At 69.2% G+C, this 11,500-nt stretch carries 12 protein-coding genes and 1 pseudogene; 9 read left to right on the top strand and 4 right to left on the bottom strand.

The window, feature by feature from the left end; genetic code table 11:
* From H0X00_RS15890 to H0X00_RS15855, 8 genes and pseudogenes are all read left to right on the top strand, one after another.
* Positions 1-422: pseudogene (locus H0X00_RS15890) on the top strand (ABC transporter substrate-binding protein); the annotation flags it as partial.
* A gap of 285 nt (positions 423-707) precedes the next feature.
* Positions 708-1,703 (top strand): hypothetical protein, encoded by a 996-nt coding sequence (locus tag H0X00_RS15885; RefSeq protein ID WP_293772739.1) that lies wholly within the window; start codon positions 708-710, stop codon positions 1,701-1,703.
* A gap of 96 nt (positions 1,704-1,799) precedes the next feature.
* A complete protein-coding gene (locus H0X00_RS15880) occupies positions 1,800-2,534 on the top strand; it encodes a DUF4386 family protein (protein ID WP_293772738.1) in 735 nt (244 codons plus the stop codon).
* On the top strand, positions 2,531-3,289 hold the full coding sequence (locus tag H0X00_RS15875) for a hypothetical protein (protein WP_293772736.1): 759 nt from the start codon (positions 2,531-2,533) through the stop codon (positions 3,287-3,289). Before H0X00_RS15880 ends, H0X00_RS15875 begins: the two co-directional genes overlap by 4 nt.
* A complete protein-coding gene (locus H0X00_RS15870; RefSeq protein WP_293772735.1) occupies positions 3,286-3,876 on the top strand; it encodes a cytochrome c oxidase subunit 3 in 591 nt (196 codons plus the stop codon). Before H0X00_RS15875 ends, H0X00_RS15870 begins: the two co-directional genes overlap by 4 nt.
* The gene (locus H0X00_RS15865; RefSeq protein ID WP_293772734.1) at positions 3,877-4,158 is read left to right on the top strand and encodes a cytochrome C oxidase subunit IV family protein; all 282 of its coding nucleotides are present in this window, start codon (positions 3,877-3,879) and stop codon (positions 4,156-4,158) included.
* Positions 4,151-5,779 (top strand): PEP-utilizing enzyme, encoded by a 1,629-nt coding sequence (locus H0X00_RS15860; protein WP_293772733.1) that lies wholly within the window; start codon positions 4,151-4,153, stop codon positions 5,777-5,779. The genes H0X00_RS15865 and H0X00_RS15860 overlap by 8 nt, the downstream gene beginning before the upstream one ends.
* A 148-nt stretch (positions 5,780-5,927) precedes the next feature.
* Entirely contained in the window at positions 5,928-6,662 is a 735-nt protein-coding gene (locus H0X00_RS15855; RefSeq protein WP_293772731.1) for a hypothetical protein, read from the top strand.
* Between the two features lie 103 nt (positions 6,663-6,765).
* Here the strand turns inward: H0X00_RS15855 and H0X00_RS15850 are convergent, their stop codons facing one another.
* Genes H0X00_RS15850 through H0X00_RS15835 form a run of 4 tightly spaced genes read right to left on the bottom strand, consistent with a single transcriptional unit; the run spans position 6,766 to position 10,634 of the window.
* Positions 6,766-8,082 (bottom strand): FAD-dependent oxidoreductase, encoded by a 1,317-nt coding sequence (locus H0X00_RS15850; RefSeq protein WP_293772730.1) that lies wholly within the window; start codon positions 8,080-8,082, stop codon positions 6,766-6,768.
* A 30-nt stretch (positions 8,083-8,112) separates the two neighbouring features.
* Complete coding sequence (locus tag H0X00_RS15845; RefSeq protein ID WP_293772728.1) at positions 8,113-8,742, bottom strand: TetR/AcrR family transcriptional regulator; 630 nt, start codon at positions 8,740-8,742, stop codon at positions 8,113-8,115.
* Positions 8,739-9,392, bottom strand: coding sequence for a TetR/AcrR family transcriptional regulator (locus H0X00_RS15840; RefSeq protein WP_293772726.1), 654 nt, complete (start codon positions 9,390-9,392; stop codon positions 8,739-8,741). Before H0X00_RS15840 ends, H0X00_RS15845 begins: the two co-directional genes overlap by 4 nt.
* Before the next feature lie 3 nt (positions 9,393-9,395).
* Positions 9,396-10,634: an isochorismate synthase MenF gene (locus tag H0X00_RS15835; protein ID WP_293772725.1), complete on the bottom strand. Its 1,239-nt coding sequence runs from the start codon at positions 10,632-10,634 to the stop codon at positions 9,396-9,398.
* A gap of 133 nt (positions 10,635-10,767) precedes the next feature.
* On the opposite strand from H0X00_RS15835, the gene H0X00_RS15830 reads away from it, so the two are divergent.
* Positions 10,768-11,463: a demethylmenaquinone methyltransferase gene (locus H0X00_RS15830; RefSeq protein ID WP_293772723.1), complete on the top strand. Its 696-nt coding sequence runs from the start codon at positions 10,768-10,770 to the stop codon at positions 11,461-11,463.
* Positions 11,464-11,500: the final 37 nt, after the last annotated feature.

Below are 11,500 nucleotides of genomic sequence, written 5' to 3'. Positions count from 1 at the left end.
ACCGCTACTGGACGAACACGACCTACAAGCTGTGGGGCGCGGAGTTCATGGCGACCATGAACAAGTACGCCCGTGGCAACAAGGGTCTGAACCACCACATCGTCCAGGCGTCCTACGCCGGCGCGCTGATCTTCGAGCGCGCCGCGAAGGCGGTCGGCCCGAACCTGACCCGGGAGCGTCTGATGGCGCAGCTCGGTAACGGCGACGTCTACAGCTCGGACGCTTCTCTCGACCAGCGGTTCTCCTGGACCAAGGCCGAGCGCGGTGGCGACAGTTCGAGCCAGACCTGGAACGCCGAACACGGCCAGGGTCGCGAGTTCATGTACAAGTACACCTCCACGAACACCACGTCCGACCCGAACGGGGCCCCGTCCGGCTTCGCTCCGGACCCGGACCAGTTCGTGATCTACACCGGCAAGTAGTCGCAGACGCACCACCCAGATCAGCCGGCACGGTCGAGAAGCCCCGACCGTGCCGGCTTTTCCATGTCTGGCGCCGCGCCCCCGACCGATGTTGGGCGGAGTTGAAACTCGGGTGACGGGAGGGGCGCCCACTTCGCCTCAGAGCTCCCAACCTTGCCCAGATGCGTGGCACAGGGCGTGCGCGGTGCTTGACCGATCCGCCCCGATCCCGCAGACTGAACACACTGTCTAGTCATAGCGTTTAGTGAGTCCCGCTCAAGAGCCGCGTTCCCCTGGAGATTGCCGATGAGACTGGAAGACCTGCCACCGGGATACGCGGACGTGACCCACCCGGGTTACGGCCAGATCCTGCCCTCGGAGAGCCCGAACTTCGTGGCGTCGGACTTCGACGCTTGGTTCTTCCTGTTCTGGGCCGGCCTGCTCGTCGTCGTGATCGCGCTGCCGTGGGCGATCAAGCGGGCGGTCGGGCACAAGGACTACCTGCCGATCCTGTGCCTGGGCGCCGGCCTCGGCACCTCGCTGGGCGAGCCGATGCTCGACCTGGTCGGGCACCTGCGCTGGGCCGAGAACCTGCACGGGCCGGCCTTCACCAACTTCGGCATCCCGGTGCCCCTGCTGATCCCACCCTGCTACGCGCTGTTCATGGGCCTCGAGGCCTACTGGGGATACCTGATCCTCCAGCGCGGCATCTCCATCAAGAACTTCTTCATGCTCTTCGCCGCGATCGGTGCCTCGGACGCGCTCATGGAGCACCCCGGCGTGATCATGGGCGTCTACGAGTACTACGGCCGCCAGCCCTTCGAGTTCTACAAGTTCCCGTTCTACTGGTCCTTCACCAACGGCGCGGCGATCCTGACCATCTCGGTGCTGCTGCACTTCCTCTGGCCGCTAATCAAGGACGACCCGCGCAAGCGCCTGCTGGTCCTGCCGGTCGGCATCATCGGCACCACGATGGCCGAGTTCGGCACCGGCTTCCCGGTCTTCCTCGCCATCAACACCGACCTGCCGGTCGCGGTCCAGTGGATCATCGGCTCCGGAACGCTGGTCATCTCGTGTGTCTGGATCTGGACCATGGGCAAGCTGGTCTGCGACGAGGACTCCGAGCTGGAGTGGACCTTCTGGGGTCTGTTCAAGTCGCGCTTCATGCTCCCGAAGCAGCGTGAGGCCTACATCAAGGGCATCACCAAGCCGAAGGCGCACGCCTCGGCCCCGAAGGCCGCAGAGGAGCGCGAGCCGCAGATGGCCCGCACCAACCTCAACCCGGGCGCAGCGACGAGCTGACGTCTGACGTAGTTCCCTGTCCGGGCCTGACGGAGGATCATCTCCGCCGGGCCCGGACGCACGTTCGCCCGAGGAAGTAGCGCAGGAGGAGTTCCGATGACCAAGTCCGTGCAGACCGTCATGGCATGGAGCGGCGTCGCGTTCGTCGTCGTCTTCTTCGCCGGGTTCATCGTCACCGGGTTCTTCCCACCGGTCGAGCCCAACGACACGCCCCAGCAGATCGCGGAGCGGTACATCTCCGACCAGGACCGGATCCGCGCAGGCTTCGTGATCATGATGGTCGCCTGTGTGTTCCTGATGCCGTTCGCGGCAATCGTCAGCGCCCAGATGGCCCGGATCGAGGGCCGCTGGACGCCGCTGACCTTCCTCAACCTCGTCGCCGGCGCGGTCGGCACCGTCGCGGCGCTGTTCCCGGTCATTCTCTTCATCGGCATCGCCTACCGACCGGAGAACCGCGATCCCGAACTGCTGCAGGCCCTCAACGATTTCGTGTGGGTGCCGTTCATCATCAACTGGCCCCCGGCCTTCGTGATGGCGCTCTGCATCGCCGCGGTGATCTTCACCGACAAGCGGGCGGACCCGATCTTCCCGCGCTGGATCGCGTACTTCATGATGTGGGCCGCGATCGCCTTCCTGCCGGCCTCCTTCCTGCCGTTCTTCTATGACGGCATCTTCGCCTGGAACGGTCTGCTGACCTTCTGGATGGCGGCGGTCTTCTTCGGCAGCTTCTACCTGGTGATGACCTACGCATGCCTGCGCGCCGTCAAGCTGCAGTACGCGGCCGGCAGCCCCGACGCGGACACCGCGGTTCCGGACCTGCTGCCGGCATGACCACGGAGCTACGGGCGCCGTCCGCGCCCGTGCAGCGGGCGATGGCCTGGTGCGGTGTCGCCTTCTGCGTGATCTACGGCGCGGGCATCCTGATCGCCGGCTTCATCCCGCCGCCTTCGCCGGACGACAACGCCACCGAGATCTCGCAGTTCTTCGCCGACAACACCGGTCGGATCCGCACCGGCACCCTGTTGATGATGCTGGGCGGGGCGACGATGATCCCGTTCTTCGCCGTGCTGACCATGCAGATGCGCCGCATCCAGGGCCGGTTCGACGGGCTCTGCCTGGCGCAGCTGCTCGCGGGCGGCATCGCGGTCTGGGTGTTCACCCTGCCGCCGATCATCTTCGCGGTGGCGGCCTTCCGGCCGGGCCAGGACGTGAACGTCACGCAGGCGCTCAACGACCTGGGCTGGTTCCTGTTCGTGTGGAACCTCGGCACCGTCACCTGTCAGGCGATCGTCATCGCGGTCGCGATCTTTTCCGATCGCGCAGAACACACGGGGGATGGCGATCCGGTCTTCCCGCGCTGGGTGGCCTACCTCAACATCTGGGTCGCGATCGGCTTCCTGCCCGGCGCCCTGCTCACCTACTTCAAGACCGGGATCGTCGCCTGGGACGGTCTGCTCGCCTTCTGGCTGGCCGCCGTACTCTTCTTCACCTGGATCCTGGTGTTGTTCTGGGCCACGCTGCGTGCGGTGAACCGTGAGGCTCGTTCGCCTCAAGCACACGCCAGCAAGACGGGAGTACCTGCATGAGTGCCGAGGTCGAAGCGCCACCAAAGGATCGGGGGTCCGGCCATGTGCCGGGCGAGCCCGGCCTGTGGGTGTTCCTGCTCGGCGACATGGTCGTGTTCGGGATCTTCTTCGGCACGATCATGGTGCTGCGCGGCACGCACACCGAGGAGTTCGTCAGCTCGCAGGAGACGCTGCACCTCGAGTGGGGTGTGGTGAACACGATCATCCTGCTGACGTCATCGTTGTTCGTCGTGATCGGCATGCACCTGGCGAAGGAGCGCAATCCCAAGGCGCCGCGCTTCTTCCTCGCGGCGATCGTGTGCGGCCTGATGTTCGCCGGCGTCAAGGCGGTCGAGTACACCTCGCTGGTGCAGGACGACCACACCGCGTCGGTGAACGACTTCTACACCTACTACTTCATGTTCACCGGCATCCACCTCGGCCACGTGGTGCTCGGCATGGGCGCGTTGCTGGCGGCGACCCGGATCGCCCGGCCGACCTCCACCGGCACCCACCGGATGGCGGCGCTGGAAGGCATCGCCAGCTTCTGGCACCTGGTCGACCTGCTCTGGATCATGTTGTTCGCGACGCTCTACCTGGTGCGATAGATGAAGACCCTGATGGCACGTTCGGCGACCAAGGGCTCCGCGATCGTGTGGGCGGCCCTGGTCATCTTCACCGTGATCTCGTTCCTGCTCGGCGGTGAGCACCTGATCGACAACAAGACCCTCGCCGCGGCGATCGTGGTCGGCATCGCCGCGATCAAGATTCGCCTGGTGGGCCTGCACTTCATGGAACTGAAGGGCGCCCCGGTGGCGTTGCGCGCGGCCTTCGAGGGCTACTGCGTGGTGCTCTTCGTCGCGTTGATGGGGATCTACGTCTTTGCCTGAGTACTCGCCGCCGGACGTCGTGGACCTGATCGACAACCCGCACTGCGATCCGACGGTCTGCTGGACGACCGGGAACGTGGCCGACGCCTTCCCCGGCGTGTTCACCACGTTCTCGTGGACCTTCGTCGGCCGGCCGATGGAGGTGGCGTTCCGGCGGATGTTCCTCGCGCTCGGGGTGTTCCCGGTGGCCGAGGTGGTCGTGCCGGACCGGGTGGAGGACAAGGTCTGGACCGCGTTCGCCGGCCGGGCGGCCGCGAACATCGACCAGTTCCGGCGCGCGGCCGGTTTCATCCCGGGCACCTCGGCGACGGCGATCGAGCAGCAGCTCTTCGGTTACGTACGTCCGGACACCGTGGACGAGAACACGATGCGCCGGTACCCGGCGATCCTGGCCAAGGCGCCGCGCGCGGTGATCACGTTGCCCAAGCGGCACGACGCGATGTTCGCGGACCTGCGGGCGTGGCGACTGGCCTCGTTGGCGACGGCGCCCGGGCTCGACGAAGCCGGCTGCCTGGAGTTGATCGCGCAGGCCCAGCGACGGTTCGGCCGGTTCATGACCGAGCATCTGATCGTGGCCTTCGTCAGCTCCGGGCTGGCCGACCGGCTGACCGAGCTGACCGTGAAGGCGGGGCTGCCGGGGCTGGAGTCCCGCCTGCTGTCCGGGGTCGGCTCGGATGAGAACGAGGTTGCCAACGACCTCTGGGAGCTCGCCCACGAGCGCCTCGACCTGTCCACCTTCCTCGACCGGCACGGCTACCACGGGCCCAATGAGGGCCAGCTCCACGGACGGTCCTGGCGAGAGGACCCCGCCCCGGTCCTGACCCGGCTGGCCGACTACCGCACGGTCGGGGCCGACGACCCGCGGGCGCCGCGCAACCGCAGCGCCGCGCAGGCCCGCTTGCGGGAAGCGGCCTCGGCCGAGTTGGCCGGCACGTCCCGGCTGGTCGGCGCCCAGGTCCGGCTGCTCGTCAAGCTCACCGCCCGCTTCCTCGCGCTGCGCGAGCAGGGCAAGGCCGGCTACCTGCTCACCTTCGACGTCACCAAGGCCGCGGTCCGGCGACTCGGCACGCTGCTGGCCGCCCGCGGCGTCCTGGCCGACCCCGAGGACGTCTTCCACTTCAGCCCCGAGGAGTTGGGCCGCGGCCTGACCGATCTGCCGCAGGGGCTCTCGGTGGCCGAGTTGGTCGCCGCGCGCCGGGCCCTGTTCGACGAGCGTCAGGACCTGCGCCTGCCGCAGGCCTGGGCCGGCCTGCCGGAGCTGACCAAGGTCGAGCCGCCGCCGCCCGAGGGTTCGCCGGTCGGCACCGTGGTCAAGGGCTTGGCCGCCAGCAGCGGTGTGGTCGAAGGCCGGGCCCGGGTGGTCCGCGATCCGGCCACCGCCGAGTTCGACGACGGCGACATCCTGGTCTGCGAGAACACCGACCCGGACTGGATCTCGCTGTTCATGCTGGCCGCCGCGGTGGTCACCGACCAGGGCGGCATGCTCAGTCACGGTCCGATCGTCACCCGCGAGCTCGGCCTGCCGTGCGTGTGCGGGACCGAGGACGGCAGTCGCCGGATCGGGGACGGTCAGCTGGTGCGCGTGGACGGAGATGCCGGAGTCGCCACGATCATCGGGTGAACAGGGTCTCTCCTGACCCCTGGGTCCCACCAGTATTACTACAAATCAGACAACCTGGGCATTTCCTCACGTCCGGATGAGCCCTCGTTGGCCCGGTTCCCGGTGGGATGGAGCCCAGGTCGATCTCGGAGCGTCACGGAGGCATCACATGCGGATGATCATGCGCAGCGCGGTCGCGCTCGGGCTGGGCTCGGCCCTGCTTCTGGGGTCGGCCGGCGTTTCCCTGGCGGCGCCCACCGTTCACCCGGCCGCATCGTCGGCGATCGGCGACGACAACGACGGTTTGGGCGGCCTGCTCGGCCGACTCCTCGGCGACAACGACAACGACAACGACAACGACAACGACAACGACAACGACAACGACAACGACAACGACAACGACAACGATGAGGACGACAACGACGGTCTGCTGGGCGGGCTGCTCGGCGGACTCCTCGGCAATGACGACGACGATGACGACGACGATGACGACGAGAGCCAGGTCATCGTCCGTTGCGACGACGAGGATGCGGACACCGACGGCGCGGAGCTCCTGAACCTCGAGGGGCTGAACCTGTTCGCGGTCCTCAACGACGTCGAGGTGCTGGGTCTGGACCTCGGCAACTGCGGCGACGATGACGACGACGACGACGGCCTGCTCGACGGCCTGCTCGGTGGGCTGCTGGGCGGCGATGACGACGACAACGACGGCCTCGGCGGGCTCGGCGACAACGACAGCTCTGACGCCTCGGACGCCACTGAGCTCTCGAGCCTCGGCGACAGCGACACCGATGACAACGACGACGACAGCGTCAACCTCGACCAGAACCTCGACAACGACGACCAGAACGACGAGGACGTTGAGGACGAGCTGCTCGGCGGCGGTCTGCTCGGCAACGGCTGAAGCAGCGCCCGGCGCCCGACTAACGTTTCTACCCGGCGGCGCCCGCCAACGCGCCTGCCGAACAGGACGGGGACCCTCACGGGGGGTCCTCGTCCTGCGTTGATCAGTCGGTGGAGCTGAATCCGGCCGCGGAGAGCATGTCCGCCCAGGTGTGCACCTTCACCCGGGCGTTGGGTCGCTCCTCACCGAGGGCGATCTCGGCCGCGTCGAGGGCGTTCCAGCCGTCCAACGTGACCAGCTTGTCGACCCGGGACTGCACGAGTTCCACCGCGGTGCCCGGCGTGACCTGACGGGCCATCAGGTGGGGAAGGTCGCCCAGGAGAACCTCGACGGTGTGGTCGGCGTCGGAGCGGTTGGTCCCGATCACGCCGGTCGCCCCGCGCTTGACCCAGCCGGCGGCGTACTCGCCGAACTCGACCTGACCGCCGAGGACCCGGTGCTCCGCCGTCGGCACGATCTTGTTCTCGGCGTCGAAGGGCACGCCGGGCACGGGAACGCCGAGGTAACCGATCGAGCGGAACACCAGCCCGACCGGCAGTTCCTCCACGCCGTCGCCGCGCTTGATCGCCAAGCCCTCCACCCGGTCGGTGCCGACCACGGCCACCGGCGGGGCGAAGAAGTGCACGTGCAGCCGGCGGGGCGCGCCGGTGGACTCCCGGGTGGACCAGGAGCGCAGCTCCTCGACCAGCTTGGTGACGTTCTTCTCGAGTTCGGAGGGGACGTTCGCGAAGTGCGCCGGGTCGACGATCACGTCGACGCCGTCCAGTTCGCCCATCTCGCGCAGTTCCTTGATGGTGAATTTCACGTGCTCGGGACCGCGGCGCCCGACGATGTGCACGTCGCGGATCTGCGAGGCGCGCAGCGCGTCGAGCACGGAGTCGGGGACGTCGGTCGGGACCAGTTCCTCGGGATCGCGGATCAGGATCCGGGCGACGTCGAGCGCGACGTTGCCGAGCCCGATCACCGCGGCCTGCGGGCGGTCCAGCGAGATCGGTGCGACGTCGGTGTCCGGGTGTCCGCAGTACCAGGCGACGAACTCGGTGGCCGCGATGCTGCCGGGCAGTTCCTCGCCGGGGATGCCCATCGGGCGGTCGGTGGAGGCGCCGACGGTGTAGACCACCGCGTGGTAGTCCGCCAGCAGTTCGGTGGTGGTGATGTCGCGCCCGAGTTCGACGTTGCCGAAGAACCGGACGGTCGGGTTCTCGATGACCTTCTGCAGCGTGCTCGCGAGGTTCTTCATCTTCATGTGGTCCGGGGCGATGCCGTAACGCAGCAACCCGAACGGTGCCGGGAGCCGGTCGAAGACGTCGACCTCGGTGCCCGGATTCTTCTTGGTCAGGGAATCGGCGACGTAGATGCCGGCCGGTCCGGCTCCGACGACGGCAACGCGAAGCGGGCCACCCGCAGCAGGTGAAGTCACCCGTCAATCCTAGGGGGCCGCTGCGAGCGGTCAGGCCGCGCCGTAGATCGACGAGGTGATGGTCGCCGCGAGCGCGGCGTTGAGATCGGCCAGTCCGTGCGCGGAATCGGCATCGGTGCCGGCCTCGTACCAGGCCCGCTCCAGCGTCCAGACCAGCGCACTGCCCAGTGTCGCGGCGGGGACCCCGAGGGTGGACGTCAGGTTCTTGCGTTCGTCCTCGAGCCGCTTGGTGACCGCGCCGGACAGCCGGCGTTGCGCCCCGAGGTGGATCTCCCGGATCCCGGCGTGCCGGGGCCACTCCTCGATCGCGGTCCGGAACACCGCGGCGTCGCCGTCGCCGAAGTTGAGCCAGCCGGCGATGCCCTCGCGCAGCTGCTCCGGCCGTCGCGTGGCCGGGTCGGCGAAGAGCGCCTCGAACGCCGGCACCGCGCGGGCATAGACCTGGTCGAGCAGCGCGGCGAAGGCGTCCTCCTTGCTGGCGTAGTAGAAGTAGAACGTCCCCCGCGAGACCTTGGCCGCTTTGAGGATCTGGGCGATGCGCAGGTCGTCGAGCGTGGACTCGCGCAGGAGGCGGCCGAGCACGTCGAGGATCTCCTGGCGGAACGCACCGGCGCTCGCCCCGACCGGGGCGTGGCCCTCGTCCTTGTTCGAGGGGCTCATGCGCTCACCGGCCCGCGCGGGTCGCCGTAGATCGCGGCCATGCAGATCGCCACCGTCGCGTCGAGGCGCTGAGAGGCGGTGCGCAGGCGCGGGTCGGTGCCGGTCGAGCCGACGTAGAAGATCCGCTCCGCCGCCGAGACCATCATCGAGGCGATCACCTCGGCGGGCAGGCCGTCCGGCGCCCGGCCGACTGCGCGCTGGTGGGTGATCTGCGCGGCCAGCACGGCCCGGAACGGCTCGGACACCGCCGACCACACCTTGGCCAGGTCCGGTACGGCATGCTGGTTCTCCAGCACGGCCGAGATCACTGCGCGGTGCTCGAACCAGGCCTCCATCGCGGGGCGCAGGCTGCTGCGCAGCGCCGTCGCGGGATCGGCCCACTCTCCCTCGAGTTCGGTGTGCGTCTCGGCGAACATCGCCTCGAAGATTGAGGTCATCAGCGCCGTCACGACGTCGTGCTTGGACGAGAAGTAGTGGTAGAAACTCGCCCGCGACAGCTCGGCCTCGGCGATGATCTGCGCTACTGAGATCTCGTGCAGCGGGGTGGTCGCCAGCAGCTTCTCCGTCGCGGCGAAGACCGCCTTCTCGATGGCCTGGTCCCCGGTGTGCGCCCGGGGCCGGCGGCGCGGGGGAGTCCCGGTCGGCGACACTTCTCAGGCCTCCAGCACCTCGCGCACGGCGACGAACTTCGCCTGCGCCTCCGCGAATTCGGACTCCGGGTCGGACCCGGCCACGATCCCGCAGCCAGCGAACAGCCGCAGGCGCGCGCCGTCCACCTCCGCGCAGCGCAGCGCGATGCCCCACTCGCCGTCGCCGCGGGCGTCCATCCAGCCGACCGGCCCGGCGTAGCGCCCGCGGTCCATGCCTTCCAGATCACCGATCACCCGGCCGGCCCGGTCGGTCGGCGTCCCGCACACCGCGGCGGTGGGATGCAGCAGCCCGGCCAGGGTGAGCGCGTCGGCCTCCTCGGCCTCGTGCAGCGTCCCGGTCACCTCGGTGGCCAGGTGCACCACGTTGGCCAGCTCCATCACCTGCGGGTCCTGAGGGACCGTCAGATCAGTGCAGTACGGGTGGAGTGCGTCGGCGGCGGAGCGCACCGCGTACTCGTGCTCCTCCTGGTCCTTGGCCGAGGCCAGCAGCCGGCCGGCGGCGTCGGGTCCCTCGGCGGCCCAGGCGGTGCCGGCCAGCACCCGGGAGGTGACCCGGTCGCCGTTGCGCCGGATCAACAGTTCGGGGGTGGCGCCGACCAGGCCCTGGACGGCGAAGGTGAAACAGGCCGGGTAGCGCTGGGCCAGCCCGCGCACCAGGTGCCGGACGTCCACCGCGGAGTCGGCCTTGGCGATCAGGTCCCGGGCCAGCACGACCTTGGACAGCTCGCCGGCCTTGATCCGCTCGACCGCGGTGGCGACCGCCTGACGCCAGGCCTCCGGCGTCAGGGCGCCGTCGGTGAACTTAACGTGCTCCGGTCCGCGCGCGGCCGGGACGGGCCGGTCCGGCTCCGGTTCCGGGCCGATCAGGGTGAGCCAGGTCCGGCCGCCCCGGCGGCCGAGCACCACCTGCGGGAGGACCAGCACCGAGGAGGTGGGGCCGTCGGCGAAGGCGAAACTGCCGAACACGACCGGGCCGGTGCCCGGCAGCCGGACGTCGTCGGAGACGACCGCGCCGAGGCGCATCGCCCGCCACCAGCGCACCGCACGCTCGAACCGGTCGGGGCCGGAGACCACCAGACGGGCGGCCTCACCCCATCCGACGAGGCCCTCGCCGCCGCGGATCCAGGCCAGCGGAGAACCGAGCGGCAGCAGGTCGACCAAGGCGGCCGTGGCGCGCGCATCGGAGCCAGGAAGCTCGACCGTGCGGACCACCAGCGGCTCGAGAGAGGTGGCGGTGGTCAACGCACGCGCCCCCCTCCCGCTCGGCCACAGAACACAGGGGTCCAGGGTACGCGTGGGACACCTGACGCACAGTCGCAGGGCAGTCGCCAGGGCGGCAGTCTCCCCCGGCAGGCCCGTTGGCAGGATGGAGGCCATGACGCGCGCCGCCCTGGACAAGGAACCCGCCGAGGTGGCGGCGATGTTCGACGGCGTCGCCCGCCGCTACGACCTGACCAACGACGTGCTCAGCATGGGCCAGGACCGGCGCTGGCGCCGCGCAGTGACCACGGCGGTGGCCGCCCGCCCCGGGGACAAGGTTCTCGACCTCGCCGCGGGCACCGGGACCTCGACCGTGCCGTTCGCCGAGGCCGGCGCCCTGGCCGTGCCGTGCGACTTCTCCTTGGGCATGCTCAAGGTCGGTAAGGCGCGACTGCCCCACCTCGGGTTCACCGCCGGCGACGCGATGCGGCTGCCGTTCGCGGACGGCGCCTTCGACGCGGTGACGATCTCCTTCGGCCTGCGCAACGTGGCCGATCCCGGCGTCGCGCTGGCCGAGATGCTCCGGGTCACCCGGCCCGGCGGGCGCCTCGTGATCTGCGAGTTCAGCCATCCCACCTGGGCGCCGTTTCGCACCGTCTACACCGAGTACCTGATGCGGGCGCTGCCCGCGATCGCGAGCCGGGTGGCGACCAACCCGGACGCCTACGTCTACCTCGCCGAATCGATCCGGGCCTGGCCCGACCAGCGTGAACTCGCCGCGGTCATCGGCAAGGCCGGCTGGGACAAGGTCGGCTGGCGCAACCTCTCCGGCGGCATCGTCACCCTGCACCGGGCCACCCGAGAAGGCTGAACCGCCGCCGAACCATTAGGCGTGTCACGCCTAATGG

The organism is Sporichthya sp., from assembly GCF_013815995.1.
GTDB lineage: Bacteria > Actinomycetota > Actinomycetes > Sporichthyales > Sporichthyaceae > Sporichthya.
Note: the sequence above shows the minus strand (reverse complement) of the source record. Positions and strands in the feature narration are given on the sequence as shown.